Below are 17956 nucleotides of genomic sequence, written 5' to 3'. Positions count from 1 at the left end.
GTCCGCCAGCGATTAACCGGACGGAGAGCCCGCGATCCGCGTACGCCTCAAGGCCTCAGCCCGAGCAGGGGTCGGGCGGTGTCGGTCGGGTCATCGGGCATCCTGCCACCGGGGGTGGTGGCCGGGCCGGGGCCCCCGGCGGTCGTGTGACGAACCACCCGGGGACCCATGGCGGGCATCGCACTCAGCGCGACATCAGCGAGAGCGCGTAGACGCCGATGGCCGCGAAGTCGTCCGCCGGTTCCGACGCCTGCCAGGACCGGACGTCGTCCACGAACCGGCTGCCCCGCCCCGTGAACGGCGCGTAGCGGTCCACGCCGTCCGACGGGCAGGGCACCATCCCTTCCAGGTGGCCACCCAGCCCGTCGTGGAACAGTGACGCGTCGTTCGGCCCGTTCACCACGGCGCCCGTGGCGGGCTTACGGGTGATGTCGGAGATCTGGTAGTGCGGGCACCGGATCGCGTTCTCGCCCGCCCCGGCCACGAACGACACGCCCCAGGCGTTGGCGCCGAACACCCAGCCGCGCTGCCGCGTCCCGAAGGCGTCGTAGGCCCGGTCCCCGCTCACCGACGCGTACAGCCGCGACGTCGCCGCCAGCCCGAACGCGTGCGGTACCGCGTCGAACTCGGCGTACGCGGCCCCCGCCCGGAACGGATCCTTCGCCGCCCGCGCGGAACCGATCTCCAGCTGGGCCCGCAGATCGTCCACCAGCTGCTGCTCGGAGACCGCCAGTCCGTCGGAGATCTTCTGCTGACTCCCTGAGCCGACCAGCGCCGGCTGCCCGTCCGGGCCCATCACCTGGTCGGCCTGCACCGGGCTGGACGCGTCCGCCTGCCGGATCGCCTTGACCAGGTCGGTGTGGGCGAGCGCGCTCACGTCGTACAGGTTGAGGGTGTCGTCACCGGCCTCGTGCTCCAGGTACTGGCCGGCCCAGCGCGCGGCCTGCTCCAGCCAGCCTGCGGCCCGGTCGTCGCCGAGCCGCAGCGCCGCCAGCGCCAGCTCGGCGCCGCCCAGCTCCATGTCGTCGCGCCAGGCGCTCTCCGGGTAGAAGGCGTGCGGCAGCGACGTGACGAGCTGCCCCACCTTCTCCGTCTTGGCCATCGCGTAGACCGCCGCCGCCTTGCCCAGCAGTGCCGTCGCCCGCTCCCGGGAGGGTTCCAGCTGCGCGGCCAGTGCGAAGGCCGCCGCGGTACGGCCGGCCAGGTTCGGGCTGATCGGCTTGCCGGGGGCGGCCGCGCGGAAGACCGGCCGGTGGCGCAGGTAGCGGTGCTTGGAGGAGTCGTCGGACTCGGGCAGCCGCCAGACGTCGTGGTCGCCGACGTAGGTGGCCTCCTTGTCGCCCGCGCCGATGCCGACCTGGATGTAGAGGGTCTTCGAAGCGCCGTCCCACATTTTGTCCAGATATTTCAGGCCGTGGCTGGCTTCGCGATTGAGACGCTGGTCGGGTCCGCCGTCCCGGACCGAGGCCCAGAGCAGTGTGTCGACATAAGCCAGGATGTGGGTGAACTTGAGATAGTCGCCCGCGTCGAACCAGCCACCCTCGACGTTCACCGGCCCGCCGATTTTCCGCAGCCCGCCCTTGATCTCGTCGGTGTCCGGCCCGGTGAACACGGGCCAGTCGTAGACCGAGGCGGCTTTGTCGTTGGCGTGCCTGCGGCCGCCGTCGCGCTGCCCCTCGAAGAAGGTGAGGATCTTCGAGGTGGGCGAGGCCGGGGCGATCCGGAAGGCGGGGGAGGTGATCGTGCCCGACTTGATCCGGTAGCGGCCCGGGTCCTTCAGCGACGTGAGGTCCAGGCCGTACACGTGCCCGTACGTGCCGTTCCACGAGCCCAGGTCGCGGCCCGCCGTACCCTTGAGCACCTCGCGCCCGTCGTCGCGGACGACGCTGAAGCGCGCGCCCGCGGACCGCGCGCGGGTCATCAGGAAGGCGTGCTTGGACTCCGCGGGCGCGAAGCCCACTTGATCGACCCGGATATGACCGGGTGGCGGCGGCGCGGCGGCGGCCGGGACGCTCCCCATGGTCAGAACGGTCAAGGCGACAGCTAAGGCGTACCTCATCATGGGGCGCTCCATGGAATTATGAGAACAGCGTTCGGCACGGTATTCGCGTGTGACAGGGGAGGTCAATAGTGGCGCGAGGGTTAATACACGTACATTGACGAAATGACCGTCAATTATCCGGAACGCCGGGCGCGGGTCGCGGAAATGCTGCCCGCGCGCGAGGTCGACGCGATCCTCGTCACCTCGGGCGTCAACGTGCGCTACCTCACCGGGCTGGAGAGCTCGAACGCCGCGGTGCTCGTCAAGGCCGACGGCTCCGCGCTGCTGGTGACCGACAACCGCTACATCGAGAAGACGCGCGGGCTGGACGTGGCGGCCGTCGAGGCGTCCGACGTGGCGGCCCGGCTGGCCGCGCCCGGCATCGGGATCGAGGCGGCCAGCATGAGCGTGGCGACGTTCAACCGGCTGAGCAGCCTGCTGGAGAGCGGGCCGGTGCCGCTGGAGCCGCTCGTGGAGGTGCTGCGGGCGGTCAAGGACGACGACGAGCTCGAACTCCTCCGTACGGCCTGCGCGATCAGCGACCAGGCACTCGCCGACGTGATGGGCAACATCGGCCCCGGCGTCACCGAGCGCGACGTCGCCCGGCTGCTCGAGGCCCGCATGATCGAGCTGGGCGCCGACGGACCGGCCTTCGCCACCATCGTCGCGGCGGGCGAGAACGGCGCCATCCCGCACCACGCGCCCACCGGCAGGGAACTGCGCACGGGCGACCTGGTCACCGTCGACTTCGGCGCCTGCTACCAGGGCTACCACGCCGACATGACGCGTACGGTCGCCCTAGGAGGCCCGGCCGCCTGGCAGCGGGAGATCTACGACCTGGTCGCCGAGGCGCAACGCGCGGGCCGCCAGGCGCTGGCGCCGGGCGCGACGGCCAAGGAAGTGGACGCGGCCGCCCGCTCGGTCATCGAGGCGGCGGGTCACGGCGGCCACTTCAGACACGGCCTCGGTCACGGCGTCGGGCTGGAGATCCACGAGGACCCGTTCCTGGGCCCGTCGCGGACCGGTAGACTTGAGGATCGAGTTCCTGTCACCGTCGAGCCGGGGATCTATCTCCCGGGCCGGGGCGGTGTTCGCATCGAGGACACCCTTGTGACACGCACGGGCGGGCCGGAACTCCTCACGAAGACGACCAAGGAGCTGCTCGTCCTTTGAGCGGCCACACGCGGGAGAATACGAGTGGCGACGACCAACGACCTCAAGAACGGCATGGTGTTGAAGCTCGACGGCGGTGAGCTGTGGGCCGTTGTGGAGTTCCAGCACGTCAAGCCGGGCAAGGGCGGCGCGTTCGTCCGCACCAAACTCAAGAACGTGCTCTCGGGCAAGGTCGTCGACAAGACCTTCAACGCCGGCGTGAAGGTCGACGTGGCCAACGTCGACAAGCGCGAGATGCAGTATTCGTACAAGGACGGCGACGACTTCGTCTTCATGGACACCGAGACCTACGACATGGTCAACGTGCCCTCCGCCACGGTCGGCACCGCCGCCAACTACATGCTCGAGAACACCCTGGCCACGATCGCCTTCAACGAGGGCTCCGCGCTCTACATCGATCTGCCCGCGGCGGTCGAGCTGATCATCTCCAACACCGAGCCCGGCCTGCAGGGCGACCGCTCCACCGGCGGCACCAAGCCCGCCACCCTGGAGACCGGCGCCGAGGTCAAGGTCCCGCTCTTCATCACCACCGGCGAGAAGATCAAGGTCGACACCCGCAGCGGCGAATACCTCGGCCGGGCCTGAGGTGTCGGCGCGAGGCAAAGCACGCAGGCGTGCGCTCGACATCCTCTTCGAGTCCGAACTGCGCGGCGAGGATCCCCTGCGGATCCTCGCCGAGCGGGTCGAACGGCAGGATCCCCCGGTCAACGAATACACCTCGACCATCGTCGAGGGCGTGGCCCTTCACCAGGCCCGCATCGACGAGCTGATCACCACCTACTCCGAGGGCTGGACCCTCGACCGCATGCCCGCCGTCGATCGCAACCTGCTGCGGGGCGGCACCTATGAGCTCCTGTGGATGCCCGGCGTTCCCGAGGGCGTGGTCATCAGCGAATGGGTGCACCTGGCGGGCGAGCTGTCGACGGATGAGTCGCCCCAGTTCGTGAACGGGCTGCTGGCCCGCTTCAAGCAGCTGAAGCCAAGTATCACTCTTTAGACAGCCTCTTTGGATGCATCGGGTTCTACCCCCGGCGGATACCGGCCCCACCGAGTAGAAGAAGTTCCTACTTCTGATCCGAGGTCCGTCCATATTCGCGAGGTACGTTCCACACACGCGGCCTGCACGGCTTGCGCTAGGCGAGGGACGTGTATGCCGCACGGTCAACCGTTCGACGCCCGCCGGGCGCATGGTTGACCGTGCGGCTCGGCCAGGAGCCCACCCGCCCCGGTCCCGTCCCGAGCCGGAACACAGCGCCGGCCAAGGGCGCCGACGCCCCACAAAGGCCCCGCCGGACCATCCCAGCCGGCGGGGCACCAGTGTCGGACCAGGTCCGGTCGGTGGGGCTCCAGCGTCCTACCAGGTCCAGTCGGAGTGCGCCTCGGCCCGCCACGTCTTGGGGAAATACTGCTGGATGACGAAGGCCATGCCGATGCCCCGGGCGATGAACTGGTCGCGCTCCAGCTTCCTGGTGATCGGCTTGCCGGGCGCGCCCTGGTTGTCCCACCAGGACTCCCACTGCTTGACGCAGGTCTCGCGGCCGTACTTCGCGTTGGAGCAGGGCGCGGGCGGCGACCAGATCTGCGTGTGGCCGAAGTCGACGACCTTGCCCGAGGACTCCTCCGTGATGGTGCCCCAGGCCTTGAGGCAGTACGCCTGGCCGGGGATATCCCACTTCACGTAGTGCTGCCGGCCGCTGGTGGCCAGGGTGCGCAGGTCGTCGCACTTGGCGTCGCCGATCTGCTCCTTGGTGACCCGCACGCGGTAGTAGGTGCCGTTGTCGCGCCAGCCGTCGAGCATGACCCAGTCGCCGTCGTGAACGAACTTCTCCGCGTAGTTCGGCGGCCATTTGGCGGGGTCGCCCCAGCTGATCTCCGAGGTGGTGTCCGACAGCGGCTTCCAGGCCCACTGCCCGGCGGCCTTGCCGTCGGCCCAGTACTGGCCGGCGCTGCGCGACATCATGCGCGAGTACGCGCCGTAGACCTCGCCCGCCGTCTCCGCCTGAGCCGGTACGGACGGCAGGAGCGCCAGAGCCACAACTGCCAGCGAAATATACCTAAAAAGCCTCATAAGTCCCTCTGCGTGTAGATCGTCGCCCGCAAGTCCATCGCACCGGGCGGCATCGGCGGGGGCGCTTCGACGATCCTGGAAGCGAGGAGGCGGAGCGGGCGATCTCCCACACCGCGTAGGCTGGGCCGGGAGCTTTATGGGACGGAGCTTCAGGGGCGACGGAGCTTTCGGGGCGACGGAGCTTTAGGGGCGACGGAGCTTTCGGGGCGACGGAGCTTTAGGGGCGACGGAGCTTTAGGGGCAGGGTCGGGCGACATGGGTTCGTGGAGCAGAGGGAGGCGAGCCGAGGTTGCGTTCTGAAGGGCGTACCGCGGGGGTGACGAGGACTCCGGCGGTGCGGACCGCCGTGGTCTGGGCGGCGCTGCGGGCGGTGCTGGCCGAGCGGGCGGCCGCCACGGGGCGCGACGGGCTCGACATCGTCGACGCCGGCGGCGGGACCGGCGGGTTCGCGGTGCCGCTGGCCGAGCTGGGCCACACGGTCACCGTGGTCGACCCGAGTCCCGACTCGCTGGCCGCGCTGGAGCGCCGGGCCAAGGAGAAGGGCGTGGGCGTGCGGGCCCTGCAGGGCGACGCCGCCGACCTGGGCGACCTGCTCGACCACGACAGCGCCGACCTGGTCATCTGCCACAGCGTGCTCGAATACGTCGAAGACCCGATCAGCGCCCTCACGGCCGTCGCCGGAGTGCTGCGCGCGGGCGGCGCGGTCAGCGTGCTGGCCGCCAACCCGGTCTCCAGCGCCATCCACCGGGCGCTCGCGGGCCAGTTCGACGAGGCCAGGGCCGTGCTGAGCGACCCGAGGGGCAGCTGGGGCGACCGCGACCCCACCCCGCGCCGCTACACCGCGGAGACGCTCGCCCAGCTGCTGGCCGCGACCGGGTTCACGGTCGGCGAGGTGCACGGCGTGCGGGTGTTCGCCGACCTGGTGCCCAGCAGGCTGGTCGACGGCGAGCCGGGCGCCGCCGAGGCCCTCGTGGCGCTCGAACAGGCCGCCGCCGCCCATCCCGTGCTGCGTGACATCGCCACGCAGCTTCACGTCCTGGGCCATCGCGGCTGACCTGCCCCTACCATGGAACACGTGTTCGGATAGAATGGTGGCGTGTCTCGCAAGCAGATCACGGGCATCGGCCCCGCTCCTCAGACCGGGGCCGATGACGGCGGCTGCCCGATCCTGCACGTCGACATGGACGCCTTCTTCGCCAGCGTCGAGCTGCTCGACCGCCCGGAGCTGCGAGGGCGCCCGGTGATCGTCGGCTCGCCGGCCGGGCGCGGCGTGGTGCTCAGCGCCACCTACGAGGCCAGGGCCTACGGCGTGCACTCGGCGATGCCGATGAGCAGGGCGCGCCGGATGTGCCCCCAGGCCACGATCATTCCGCCCAGCCACGGCAAATACTCCGAGGTCTCCAAGGGGGTCATGGAGGTCTTCCACGCGATCACCCCGATGGTCGAGCCGATCGCCTCCGACGAGGCGTTCCTCGACGTCGGCGGCGCCCGGCGCCGGCTGGGCTCGCCCGCCGTGATCGCCGCGATGATCAGGGCCCAGGTGCTGGAGCGCTACGGCATCACGTGCTCGGTGGGGGTGGCCAGCAGCAAGTTCGTGGCCAAACTCGCCTCGAAGCAGTGCAAGCCAGACGGCCTCCTGGTGGTGCCCGAGGGCGAGGTGGTGGATTTCCTCCACCCGCTGCCCGTCTCGGCTCTGTGGGGCGTCGGTGAGCGCACGGAGCAGTCTCTGACGCGCCTCGGCATCCGCACGGTCGGCGATCTGGCCAAGGTGCCCGTCAACACCCTGCGGCGCGAGCTGGGCCAGGCCGTGGGAGGTCATCTGGCGGCGCTGGCATGGGGGCGCGACGAGCGCCCGGTGACCGCGCACGTGCCCGACAAGAGCATCGGCAACGAGGAGACCTTCGCGGCCGACGTCGATGATCCCGAAGTGATCAAACGCGAATTGCTGCGCCTGTCCGAGCGAGTGGCCGCCCGGATGCGTAAGGCCGGTCACGTGGGCAGGACAGTGAGCGTGAAGCTGCGCCGAGCCGACTTCTCCACGATCAACCGGTCCAAGACCCTCAGAGAGCCGACCGACGTGGCCCAGGAGATCTACGCGACCGCCTGCGAGCTCTTCGAGGCCGCCGGGCTGGAGCGGGTGCGGCTGCGCCTGGTCGGGGTCAGGATGGAAAACCTGCGCCCCGCCGATTCAGCCTCCCGCCAGCTCGGTCTGGGCGAGCGGGAGACGGGCTGGCGGGAGGCCGAACAGGCGATGGATCGAGCGATCCGGAGATTTGGTCCCGATGCGGTGCTCCCGGCGTCGCTTGTACGCGGCAGACTTGATGAAATGGAGGCATGACGTCGATGTCACGATTTCTGAGGAGGGGCGCTGGATGACCCACAATGGAGTCATGACGTCACCTCCGGTTTGGTCTGCGTTGGGCGTTCGCTTTCGCCTACGTCTCCGGCCTCGTATTCTGGGGATAACCGACCGCGAGGTTCGGACACCCCGTGTCGTCCGTTGCCGTCTTCCCCGTCCTGGGGCCGTCCTTGGGAGGCGCCGTGCCGCTCTCTGACCACGAGCAGCGCTTGCTCGACCAGATCGAGCAGGCCCTCTACGCCGAGGACCCGAAGTGGGCCAACACCGTAAGGATCAGTGACCCGCGCAGCCATTACAAACGTCGCCTCATCAAGGCCTCCATCGGCTTTGCGCTCGGCGTCGTCCTGCTGATGGTCGGCGTAGTGATCAATATGATTCCCCTCGGCGTCGGCGGTTTCGTGGTCATGCTCGCCGCGTGTCTGTGGGGTCTGTCCAGCTGGAAACGCATGAACGGGTTCGGCGACGCCGCGCCCGCCTCTGGTGCCTCCGTCTCGGGCAAGCCGGCCCGCCGGGGCAACCGAGGCAGTTTCATGGAGCGCATGGAGGAGCGCTGGCGCCGTCGTCACGACGAGCGCTGAGCGCCGGACGACCTCCAGACGACCGTGCGGCCGCCCCCGGAAGGGGGACGACCGCACGGTCGATTCGGACGCTCACGAGCCTTTGTGGGCCGCCGTCCGCCGCCACCTGATGTTCTCCAGCCGGTCGAAGCCGTCGAGCACTCCCTCGCCCATCCGACGCAACCTCCGTAGCGTCGACGGGGGCAGCAGCAGGGCCCGCACCCGCCTCCAGCGCGACACCGTGGCCGCCAGCGCAAGCCGTACCTTGCGAAGGTCCTTCCTCATCGGCGCGATCTCTCCGGCGTCCCGCGCGAACAACGCCCGCTCGACCGCCGAGGCGATCGTCGCGATGGACGCGGCGGGCTCGGCCCCGAACTCATAGCGCTCGGTCAGCCGCCGCGCCAGTGCCCGGGGCGTCTCGCTGGGCTCGCGGGCCATCCCGTAGTCGAACAGCACGTCGTCCAGCTCCGCCCAGGCGGCCGCCACGGCCGGGTGGCTGCCCGCCACGACCCTGGCCGTCATCTCGTCCGACGGCTCGGACACCTTCCAGCCCAGCGCGCGGACCCGCCTGCTCCTGGTGATCAGCCGGATCCCGGCCGGGATCAGCAGGATGAGCAGGAGCACGCCCGCGCCGATGCCGATCTTGCCGATCAGCGGCATCGAGTCGTCCACCGGCAGCCCGCTGTCGGCGATGGTGGCCTCGCGGTCGAGCGCCCGGGGGTTGTCCCGGTTCTGCGGGCCGAGCGGCGAGTCGTCGGCCGTGCTGGTCGCCCCGGGTGTCGGCGTCGAGCCGTCACTCGTGGAACGGGGGACCGGCTGCGTGTAGGCGGGCACCCGGGCGCTGCCCTGGCCGAGCGAGCCCGTCGGAGTGGGCTCGAACGGCAGCCAGCCCACGCCGTCGAAGTACAGCTCCGGCCACGAGTGGGAGTCGTTCGTGCCGACCGTCCACCTGTCGCCCTCCTTCGTGCCGCCCGTGTAGCCGATCGCCACCCTGGCGGGGATGCCCACCAGCCTGGCCAGCACCGCCATCGACGCGGCGAACTGCTCGCAGTAACCGGCCCTGCTGCGCAGCAGGAAGTCCTTCAGCGCGGAGTTGCCGGAGCCCTGCGTCTTGAGGCTGTAGGTGAAGTCACCGGTCTTGGTGAAGAACTCCTGGATTTTCACCGCGGCCTCGTAGCTGGTCCGGGCGTTCGCCGTCACCTTGGCCGCCAGGTCCCTGATCTCCGGGGGCAGGTTGTCGGGCAGCTTGAGGTAACGCGGGTCGCTCGCCGAAGCCCTGGCCTGCGGCAGCGTTTCGAGCAGGTCGCTGGTCACCGCGGGCTCGGTGGTGAACACCTCGTAGCCGAGTCCGGCGGCCTCGTCCCTGGTGGAGAAGACCATCAGGGTGGTGGTGTCCGCGCGCCAGTCGCCGTCGATGTTGATCTGCCGCGGCGGGTACGGCAGGGGCAGGAACGACAGCCGCTCGATCTCGTCACTGAGCTGGATCCTGGTCGTCACGTTCGAGACCTTGGTCGCCGGTGACAGGCCGGGCGGAGTGGGCAGCGGGCCGTTCTCCGTCCTGTTGTCCGGCGAGCCCTTGGGCTCGGTCATGCCGAACTGCTCGCCGTCGAAGGTGTCGAGCGAGTAGATCCGCAGGTAGCGGGGCTTGTCGTCGGTGTTGGTGTAGGACAGGACGACGCGCCGCTCCGGCAGCTCCAGCTGGCCCTTCAGGCCGGCGATGGGGTTCGGGATGCTGATCGAATTGCCCCTGCCCGACCCGCTGCCGCCCACCCCGAAGGTGAAGAACGACACCGGCTCCATCGCCGGCAGCGCCGCGGGCACCAGGACCGCCAGCGCGATCGCGGCGAACCCGATGCGCTTGCCCGACAGGCGCAGCCCCCGGGTGTCGGCCGTCTCGCGCTCGGCGCCCGGCACCGGTGAGGTGGCGACGCGGGTCCGCCTGACCAGCACCGCGCGTCCCCAGTGGCCGACGCGTTCACGGCCGTCGGCGATCAGCAGGCCGGTGAAGCCGAGGGCGGCGATGATGAACGCGGGCCAGCTGATCGGATCCGGCAGGATCGTGGCCGGCACCGTGGCGAGCGCCAGCATCGGCAGCCCGGCCAGCGCCGCCCGCCGCAACCGCGCGGCGAACAGGTCCACCACGAGCGCGATGAGCCCCACGCCGCCGGTCGTCAGCAGCGCGATGCCCTCGGTGGCGGGCACCGGCGCGGCGAAGCGCTGGATGTCGGCCCAGCCGGTGCCCAGCAGCTTGGCCAGCTCCACCACCGACCCCTTGGTCGGCACCACCCAGGCCCACGCCTTGTCGGAGGCGAAGGCCATGGTCAGATAGATCCACAGCGCGGCCACGTTCACCAGGGCCGCCGCCCACGCGGGCAGCGACAGCCGCCCGCTCACCAGGCCACCGCACATCACCGCGAGCACCGCGCCCAGCGACCCCCAGAACCAGGAGCCGCCCTGGAAGAGCGGATAGAGCAGGACGGCCGCGCAGAACGTGGCCACCGCGGAGGCGATCGACAGCCTCATGCCGCACCTCCCGCCGAGTTGAGCGCGTACCTGCCGCGGTTGGCGGCGTCCTGCCAGACCGAGGCGATCGGGACGCCGGCCGGCAGCCGCACGATGCGCCACCCGTAACCGGCGAGGACCGCCTGCACCGCCTGGTAGTTCTCCGTGGAGCCCGGCTCGCCGCCGTCCCACGTGCCCACGTCGAGGAGTACGGCCACGCCGGTGATGCCGCTGTGCCTGAGCCTGGCCAGCTCCCTGGCCTCCTCCGGGTCCAGCGAGCCGAGCACGGCCACGATCAGCCCGTCACCGCCGCCCTGACGCAGCGCGGACACGCCCAGCTCCAGCGAGCGGGCGGGGCTGTTCCGTACCACCGCGAGGGTGTCGAGCAGCGACCAGCTCAACCCGGTGTCGGTCAGGTGCTCGGCGCCCTGGTCGGTGACCAGGCGCAGACCGAGGCCCTCGTGGGCGAGATGCACGCCGATCGAGGCCGCGGCCGAGACCGCCACCTCGAAGGAGGAGCGCGGGCCCTCGCCGCGGTGGGCGTAGCGGCGCGTGTCGAGCAGCAGCGCGCCGCGGCTCTGCCACTGCTGCTCCTCGCGCCGCACCATCAGCTCGCCGTGGCGGGCGGTGGAGCGCCAGTGCACCCGCCGCAGGTCGTCGCCCTGCCGGTACTCGCGCGGCGCCACGTCGTCGTCGCCGGCCGCCGCCACGCTCCTGGTACGGCTGTCGCCGCCCCCGGTCCACTCACCCGACAGCCGTACGTGGGGCAGCGCCACCACCTGCGGCGTCACCACCAGCGTGTCGCTGATGGTGAACCCCCGGGTGAGCTCCACCAGCCCGAACGGGTCGGTGATGCGCACGGACAGCGGGCCGATCGTGTAGCGGCCGCGCAGGTCGGAGCGGACCCGGTAGTCGATCTCCCGGATCCCGCGCGACTCCACCCGGTCCAGCACGAACCGGGGCCGCACGCCCAGCGCGTACGGCACGGTGTCCTCGATGAGCAGCAGCCCGGTGGGCAGCCGGGTGACGTTCTCCAGGCGCAGCGTCACGGTCGCCTCACCGCCCACCTCCGCCCTGGCCGGGTCCAGGCGCCGCGCGCAGCTCAGCCGGTAGCGGGTGCGCGCCACCACCATCGCGGCCAGCAGCGGCAGCGCCGTCACCAGGACCCCGATCCTGAACAGGTCGTTCTCGCCCAGGAGGAAGGCCATCAACATGGCGGCCACCCCGGAGGCCAGGAACGAGCGTCCCCGGGAGGTCAGCGCCCGCAGCCCGTCTCTCACGACGCTCGCGTCTCCGGCACGGGCACGCGCCTGACCAGCTCGGTCACCACCTGCTCGGGCAGGCGGCGCTGCCCCTGGGCCTCGACGCTGGGCAGCAGCCGGTGCGCGAGCACCGGCACGGCCAGTTCCTGAAGGTCGTCGGGGGTGACGTAGTCGCGCCCGGACAGCGCCGCGTTGGCCCTGGCCGCCCTGACCAGCTGCAGCGTCGAGCGCGGCGAGGCGCCCAGCCGCAGATCGGGGGAGTGACGGGTGGCGACGGCGAGGTCGATGGCGTACTTCTTGACCGGCTGCGAGACGTACACGCCGCGGACCGCCTCGATCAGCGCGCGCACCTCGGCGGTCGTGGCGACCGGCTGCAGCTTGTCCAGCGGCGGGGTGCCGCCGTGCACGTCGAGCATCTCCAGCTCGGCCGACGGCTCCGGGTAGCCCATCGCGACGCGAGCGGTGAAACGGTCGCGCTGCGCCTCCGGGAGGGGATAGGTGCCCTCCATCTCGATCGGGTTCTGCGTGGCGATCACCATGAAGGGCGCGTCGAGCGGGTAGGTCACTCCGTCGACCGTGACCTGGCGCTCCTCCATGCACTCCAGCAGCGCCGACTGCGTCTTGGGCGAGGCCCGGTTGATCTCGTCGCCCACCACGATGTTGGCGAACACCGGCCCCGGCTTGAACTCGAACTCCCGGGTCTGCTGGTTGTAGGCGCTCACACCGGTGATGTCGCTGGGCAACAGGTCCGGCGTGAACTGGATGCGCCGGACCGGACAGTCGATGGACCTGGCCAGTGCCTTGGCCAGCATGGTCTTGCCGACTCCGGGCACGTCCTCGATCAGCAGATGGCCTTCGGCCAGCAGGACAGTCAGGGTGAGGCGGACGGCGTCCCCTTTGCCCTCGATCACCGACTCGATCGCCTGTCGAATCCGGTGCGCGGTGGAGACCAGCTCATCGAGCCGGCTAGGGACGTCATGGGTTACTGCCACCAGGCCTCCATGAGAAGTGCTACGGCAGTCCCGCGTGCCAGGGTGCCATTGCGGGAGCCATGCCATTCCTTTTCCATTGTGTGTACGACCCTACGACGCTGGGGGTTCTTGGGCGACTTTTACCGATATTCCAGAGAACCTGCCCCCAGTTGCGGTTCTTGTGCCATACGGGTGCGAATCCCGTGACAGTGGCCCTTGCGATGCGCTCCACTTTCCACCACGCGGCGCTTCGTGAAGCGCTTGATCCGCTAATTCCATGGTCGTTTCAACCCTCGACACGCCCATGAGGGTTGGGCCGCGCCCCACCGCCCCCCACCCGACGGCATGGCTCTGACCTGCACTAACGCGCGGCGATCTAGTGACGAAGCGGCCGGGAATCAGTTGACGGTGGGGAGAAGTGGAGTATGGTGGTGCGCAGTGGAGGGCCCGGTGCGCCAGCGCTGAGCGCTTCGCTAGGCACGGGAGGTGGGGCCGATGTTCCTCGGCACCCATCAGCCGCGTCTGGACGACAAGGGACGGCTGTTCCTGCCGGCTAAGTACCGTGAGGAGCTGGCGGAGGGTCTTGTGATCACCAAAGGCCAGGAGCGATGCCTCTACGTCTTTCCCGTAGAGGAGTTCCAGCGCATTACCGAGGCTCTCAGCACCGCCCCGGTCACCGCCAAGGCGGTGCGCGACTACAGCCGCGTCTTCTTCGCCAGCGCGTCCGACGAGACGCCTGACAAGCAGGGGCGCATCACGATCCCGCAGAGCCTGCGCCAATACGCGGGCCTCGTGCGTGACTGCGCGGTCATCGGGGCCAACACCCGGTTGGAGATCTGGGACGCCCAAGCCTGGGAGACCTATCTCGAGGCGCAGGAGCAGGCGTTCGCCGACCTGTCGGAGGAGGTGCTGCCAGGGATTCTGTAGAGCCACGGTCGATCCGTCGGAGATGTCGTTCGGCGAGGTCTCCACCCGCAACCACTGCCGGCCAGCTGATGCACCTTCCCCGGTGTCAGATGGCAGGCGTCCACGAAGAGGGTGCGGATGGGGACCTGGCCGGACGGCGCCGGGTGGGGGCCAGGTGGGCCGATGATCGTCCGGACGCGTCATCCGCGAGCAAGGACGCGAGAGGGGGGTTGGAGATGTACGACAACGCAGGCACGGGCGGTCACGTTCCGGTCATGCTCGACCGCGTTCTGGAGCTCTTGGCTCCGGCGCTGACCGGCCAGGAGCCCGTCGTCGTCGACGCCAACCTCGGCCTCGGTGGCCACTCGGAGGCCCTGCTCGCCGCTCATCCGTCTCTGCGCCTGATCGGCATCGACCGCGACCCGTTCGCGATCGAGTTCTCCACGCGCAGGCTCGCCCCCTACGCCGACCGGACCACGCTGGTCCACGCCTCGTCCGACGAACTGGCCGACGTGCTCGCCCGCGCGGGCCGCGCCACCGTCGACGGGGTGCTGTTCGACCTGGGGGTGTCCTCGCCGCAACTGGACGAGGCCGAACGCGGGTTCGCCTATTCCTATGACGCTCCGCTCGACATGCGGATGGATACGGATCAAGAGCTCACGGCGGAGAAGGTGGTCAATACCTACTCGGCCGCGGAGCTAACCCGCATCCTTCGCGATTACGGAGAGGAACGGTTCGCACCGCGTGTCGCGCGCCTAATTATCCAGGAAAGGGCCAAGGACCCCATAACGTCGACTAAGCGGTTGGCGGAGATCGTTCGTCAGGCGATTCCAGCCGCCACTCGGCGCACAGGGGGCAACCCCGCCAAGAGAACTTTCCAGGCGCTGCGCATCGAGGTCAACGCGGAGCTCGCCGCCCTGGAGGCGGCGCTGCCCGCGGCCCTCGACGCGCTGGTGCTCGGTGGGCGAGTCGTCGTGCTCTCCTACCACTCCCTGGAGGACCGGCTCACCAAGCAGGTCCTCGCGGCGCGAACCAAGGACACCGGCCCCCCCGGGTTGCCGGTCCCGCTGCCGGCTCATCAGCCGCGGTTCCGCCTGTTGACGAGGGGAGCCGAGCTCCCAAGTGAAGAAGAGTTGGCCCGCAACCCGCGGGCGACCTCGGCCCGGCTACGGGCGGCAGAGAGGATCCGTGTTGACCACCAGGACTGAGCAGGAGAGCAGGCGGGGCGCGGCCGTCCGCGGCGTCCCGCCGAAGACGGCGCCCAAGACCGGCCCGCGCAGGCCCGGCGTGCCTCACCAGTCCAAGCCCATCCCGCGTTCGCGCCCCGACGGCCCCGAGACGAGCGGGCCATCGGCGGGCCAGGAGCGGGCGCGCCCGGCACTCAAGCGACGTCCGTCGCGGGGGCGCCAGCGGGCCCCGTTCGTGCTGCTGGTCGTCGGGCTGATGTGCGGCGGCCTGATGAGCCTGCTGCTGCTCAACGTCGTTCTCGCGCAAGACTCCAACACCGCGGCCAACCTGCGCAAAGAGATCGAGGTCGCACGGCAGGCCAACGAGGACGCCAAGCTCGTCAACGAGACGAACATGGGTCCCGGCCCGGTCGCCGACCAGGCCGAGATGCAGGGTCAGCACCGTGACTGGGGCAAGCCCAACGTGCTGACCGAGGCGGGCGCCGACACCAGCCAGGTGGACCAGGGACGGTGAGAGACACAGGCGGCAGGGGGCAGGGTCCCGGCCGCGGCGGCGCCGGTTCCCAGGGAGGGCCCGGCGCCTCTCGCCGTACCCCCGGCGGGCCGGGGCGGCAGGGGCGGCAAGCGGGGTCGGCTCGCTCGGAGGGGGCGGGCCGGCCCGACGATCCACCCAAGGAGCCGAGAAAGCGGCCGGACCCGCTCGACCTCCCGTTCGGGCCGTTCGTCAGGGACGAAGGCCGCGACGACGGAGACGACCGCGGGGCCCGGCGCCCGCAGGACCCGGCTGACGGGCGCGACAGTTCGCGTCCCCGGCCTCGGCAGAGTGGTGACGGGCCGAGGGGGCGTTCCCGGCAGGACGGGGACGACGCCGCCAAGGAGCGCGCCCGCCAGCGTTCCGTACGCCCGCGCCCGGAGGCCGACCGTCCCAGGGATCGCATCCCCCCGGCCAGGGACGAGCGTTCCCGGGCCCGCCAGGACGACGGGCCACTCCGCCGTACCCGCGAAGAGATACCCCGTGACGTGCGCCGGGCCCGTGAGGAGGGTCCCGGCGACGGCGGCAGGCTTCGCCGTACCCGCGACGACGAGCACACGCGTGTGCAGCCCGCCGGGCGGCGCGGCGGCGAGGGGCCGCCCCGCAGGCCCCCGGCACCCCCGCGCCCGCCCAAGCCGTCGCCCGTGCTGCGCCTGGGAAACCCGCGCCGGCGCATCAACATCGGCCTGATCGGCATGACGTTCATCCTGTCGATCTTCGGTGGGCGGCTCGTCCAGATGCAGGGTCTCGACTCCAAGGTCTACGAGGCGCGGGCCGTGGGCCAGCGCACGCAGACCGAGGAGATCCCGGCCAAGCGCGGGTCCATCACCGACGTCAACGGCCACGCGCTGGCCGTCACCGTCGAGGCCCGCGAGATCGCCATCGACCCCAGCAAGATCAAGGATGAGGTGCGGCCGAAGATCACCGCCGTGCTCGCCGCGCAGCTCGGCCGGCCCCAGGAGGAGATAGCCGCCAAGCTGGCCAAGAAGGACACTCAATACCAGCTCCTGGCCAGGGACGCCGACCCGCTCGTGGCCAGCCGCCTGCTCAAGGCGGAAGTGCCCGCGATGACCACGAAGAAGACCTACCGCCGCGTCTACCCGGGCGGCGACCTGGCGGGCAGCCTGATCGGGTTCGTCGGCGACGAGCAGAGCGGGCTGGGCGGCATGGAGCAGGCGCGCGACACCCTGCTGAAGGGACGCGACGGCCAGCAGCGCGTCGAGACCGGCCGCGACGGCCAGCGCATCCCCATGACCAGCAGCCAGCGCACGGTCCCGGTCGACGGCCGCGACGTGCGGCTGACCATCGACCGCGACATCCAGTGGGCCGCCCAGCAGGCGGTGGCCAAGCAGGTGAGCGACTCCGGCGCGAGCAGCGGCACGGTCATCGTCATGGACGTGCGCAACGGGCAGATCATCGCCATGGCCAACGCCCCCGAGCTCGACCTGAACAACTGGCGCAAGGGCCCTGCGGCCCTCTACGTCAACCGGGCCGCCTCCGAGGTCTTCGAGCCGGGCAGCACCAACAAGGTGATCACCGCCGCCGCCACCCTTGAGGCCGGCGTGGTCTCGCCCGACACGGTCTTCCAGGTCAAGGACAACATCAGGTGCGCGGACCGGGTGCTGCACGACGCGCACCCGCACAAGCCGGAGCCGATGACCTATCGCCAGGCCGTGGCCGAGTCCAGCAACGTGGCCACCATCATGGCCGCGCGCAAGGTCGGCAGTGAACGCCTCTACGAGATGCTGAAGAGCTTCGGCTTCGGCGCGCGGCCGGGCGGCGGCGTGCCCAACGCGGAGGCCGGCCTGCTGCCCAACTACAAGAACTGGTCGGGCAGCCAGAGCTGCACGATCGCCTACGGGCAGGGCGTGTCCGTGACCGCGCTGCAGATGGCCAGCGTCTACCAGACCATCGCCAACGGCGGCGTCAAGATCGAGCCGCAGATCGTCGCGGGCACGACGGACGAGTCGGGCAGGTTCGTACCGTCCGCTCCTGGTAAGGAGACCAGGGTGGTCAGCGACAAGACCGCCAAGGAGATCACCACCATGCTGGAGACCGCGGTGAGCGCCGAGGGCACCGGCGAGCTGGCCGCCATCCCGGGATACCGGGTGGCGGGCAAGACCGGCACCGCCAACCGCTACGACGCGCAGCTGGGCCGATATGACGGCTACACGGCGTCGTTCGCCGGATTCGCCCCCGCCGACGCGCCGCGGCTGGTCGTGCTGTCCGTGCTGCAGAATCCCACGAAGGACCACTTCGGGGGCCAGGTGGCGGCCCCTGTTTTCAAGGACGTGATGACGTTCGCCATCAAGAGCAAGAAGATTCCGCCGACCGGCTCGGCCGCACCTGCGGTGCGGACGCGCGCGGGACAGTGACCAGGGAAGGTACGCTGCGGCCG

Annotated in this window: 15 protein-coding genes; 10 read left to right on the top strand and 5 right to left on the bottom strand. The window is 70.4% G+C overall.

Features of this window, described 5'->3' with window-relative positions; all coding sequences use genetic code 11:
* Positions 1-184: 184 nt before the first annotated feature.
* Positions 185-2062: a glycoside hydrolase family 9 protein gene (locus tag ACQP2T_RS39240; RefSeq protein WP_433509921.1), complete on the bottom strand. Its 1878-nt coding sequence runs from the start codon at positions 2060-2062 to the stop codon at positions 185-187.
* 102 nt (positions 2063-2164) lie between these two features.
* On the opposite strand from ACQP2T_RS39240, the gene ACQP2T_RS39235 reads away from it, so the two are divergent.
* Genes ACQP2T_RS39235 through nusB form a run of 3 tightly spaced genes read left to right on the top strand, consistent with a single transcriptional unit; the run spans position 2165 to position 4211 of the window.
* Positions 2165-3214 carry a M24 family metallopeptidase gene (locus ACQP2T_RS39235; protein ID WP_433509920.1) on the top strand — a complete coding sequence of 350 codons (1050 nt, stop codon included), beginning with the start codon at positions 2165-2167 and terminating at the stop codon, positions 3212-3214.
* Between the two features lie 24 nt (positions 3215-3238).
* Positions 3239-3799 carry an elongation factor P gene (efp, locus tag ACQP2T_RS39230; protein ID WP_358181102.1) on the top strand — a complete coding sequence of 187 codons (561 nt, stop codon included), beginning with the start codon at positions 3239-3241 and terminating at the stop codon, positions 3797-3799.
* A gap of 1 nt (position 3800) precedes the next feature.
* Positions 3801-4211, top strand: coding sequence for a transcription antitermination factor NusB (gene nusB, locus ACQP2T_RS39225; protein WP_433509919.1), 411 nt, complete (start codon positions 3801-3803; stop codon positions 4209-4211).
* 357 nt (positions 4212-4568) lie between these two features.
* Here nusB and ACQP2T_RS39220 read toward each other — a convergent pair whose 3' ends face one another.
* The gene (locus ACQP2T_RS39220; RefSeq protein ID WP_433509918.1) at positions 4569-5249 is read right to left on the bottom strand and encodes a hypothetical protein; all 681 of its coding nucleotides are present in this window, start codon (positions 5247-5249) and stop codon (positions 4569-4571) included.
* Positions 5250-5616: 367 nt separating this feature from the next.
* Between ACQP2T_RS39220 and ACQP2T_RS39215 the strand changes: the two genes are divergently transcribed.
* The 3 genes from ACQP2T_RS39215 (at position 5617) to ACQP2T_RS39205 (ending at position 8219) form a co-directional block, all read left to right on the top strand.
* On the top strand, positions 5617-6336 hold the full coding sequence (locus ACQP2T_RS39215; RefSeq protein WP_433509917.1) for a methyltransferase domain-containing protein: 720 nt from the start codon (positions 5617-5619) through the stop codon (positions 6334-6336).
* A gap of 42 nt (positions 6337-6378) precedes the next feature.
* Positions 6379-7620: a DNA polymerase IV gene (gene dinB, locus ACQP2T_RS39210; protein WP_433509916.1), complete on the top strand. Its 1242-nt coding sequence runs from the start codon at positions 6379-6381 to the stop codon at positions 7618-7620.
* Between the two features lie 203 nt (positions 7621-7823).
* Positions 7824-8219: a DUF3040 domain-containing protein gene (locus tag ACQP2T_RS39205; protein WP_358538237.1), complete on the top strand. Its 396-nt coding sequence runs from the start codon at positions 7824-7826 to the stop codon at positions 8217-8219.
* A 72-nt stretch (positions 8220-8291) separates the two neighbouring features.
* On the opposite strand, the gene ACQP2T_RS39200 is transcribed toward ACQP2T_RS39205, so the two are convergent.
* Genes ACQP2T_RS39200 through ACQP2T_RS39190 form a run of 3 tightly spaced genes read right to left on the bottom strand, consistent with a single transcriptional unit; the run spans position 8292 to position 13020 of the window.
* Entirely contained in the window at positions 8292-10721 is a 2430-nt protein-coding gene (locus ACQP2T_RS39200; protein WP_433509915.1) for a transglutaminaseTgpA domain-containing protein, read from the bottom strand.
* Positions 10718-11980 carry a DUF58 domain-containing protein gene (locus ACQP2T_RS39195; RefSeq protein WP_357945380.1) on the bottom strand — a complete coding sequence of 421 codons (1263 nt, stop codon included), beginning with the start codon at positions 11978-11980 and terminating at the stop codon, positions 10718-10720. Before ACQP2T_RS39195 ends, ACQP2T_RS39200 begins: the two co-directional genes overlap by 4 nt.
* The gene (locus ACQP2T_RS39190) at positions 11977-13020 is read right to left on the bottom strand and encodes an AAA family ATPase (RefSeq protein WP_433509914.1); all 1044 of its coding nucleotides are present in this window, start codon (positions 13018-13020) and stop codon (positions 11977-11979) included. The genes ACQP2T_RS39195 and ACQP2T_RS39190 overlap by 4 nt, the downstream gene beginning before the upstream one ends.
* A gap of 408 nt (positions 13021-13428) precedes the next feature.
* Here ACQP2T_RS39190 and mraZ point away from each other — a divergent pair, with 408 nt between their 5' ends.
* The 4 genes from mraZ to ACQP2T_RS39170 all read left to right on the top strand — a co-directional run bounded on the left by mraZ (position 13429) and on the right by ACQP2T_RS39170 (position 17933).
* On the top strand, positions 13429-13860 hold the full coding sequence (gene mraZ, locus ACQP2T_RS39185; protein ID WP_225291791.1) for a division/cell wall cluster transcriptional repressor MraZ: 432 nt from the start codon (positions 13429-13431) through the stop codon (positions 13858-13860).
* A gap of 215 nt (positions 13861-14075) precedes the next feature.
* Positions 14076-15047, top strand: coding sequence for a 16S rRNA (cytosine(1402)-N(4))-methyltransferase RsmH (rsmH, locus tag ACQP2T_RS39180; protein ID WP_433509913.1), 972 nt, complete (start codon positions 14076-14078; stop codon positions 15045-15047).
* Positions 15031-15540 (top strand): hypothetical protein, encoded by a 510-nt coding sequence (locus tag ACQP2T_RS39175; protein ID WP_433509912.1) that lies wholly within the window; start codon positions 15031-15033, stop codon positions 15538-15540. Before rsmH ends, ACQP2T_RS39175 begins: the two co-directional genes overlap by 17 nt.
* Positions 15537-17933, top strand: coding sequence for a penicillin-binding transpeptidase domain-containing protein (locus ACQP2T_RS39170; protein WP_433509911.1), 2397 nt, complete (start codon positions 15537-15539; stop codon positions 17931-17933). Before ACQP2T_RS39175 ends, ACQP2T_RS39170 begins: the two co-directional genes overlap by 4 nt.
* The last annotated feature ends 23 nt before the right edge of the window (positions 17934-17956 follow it).

Source organism: Nonomuraea sp. CA-143628 (genome assembly GCF_050942315.1).
Classification (GTDB): Bacteria; Actinomycetota; Actinomycetes; order Streptosporangiales; family Streptosporangiaceae; genus Nonomuraea.
This window is presented reverse-complemented; position numbering and strand designations above follow the sequence as displayed.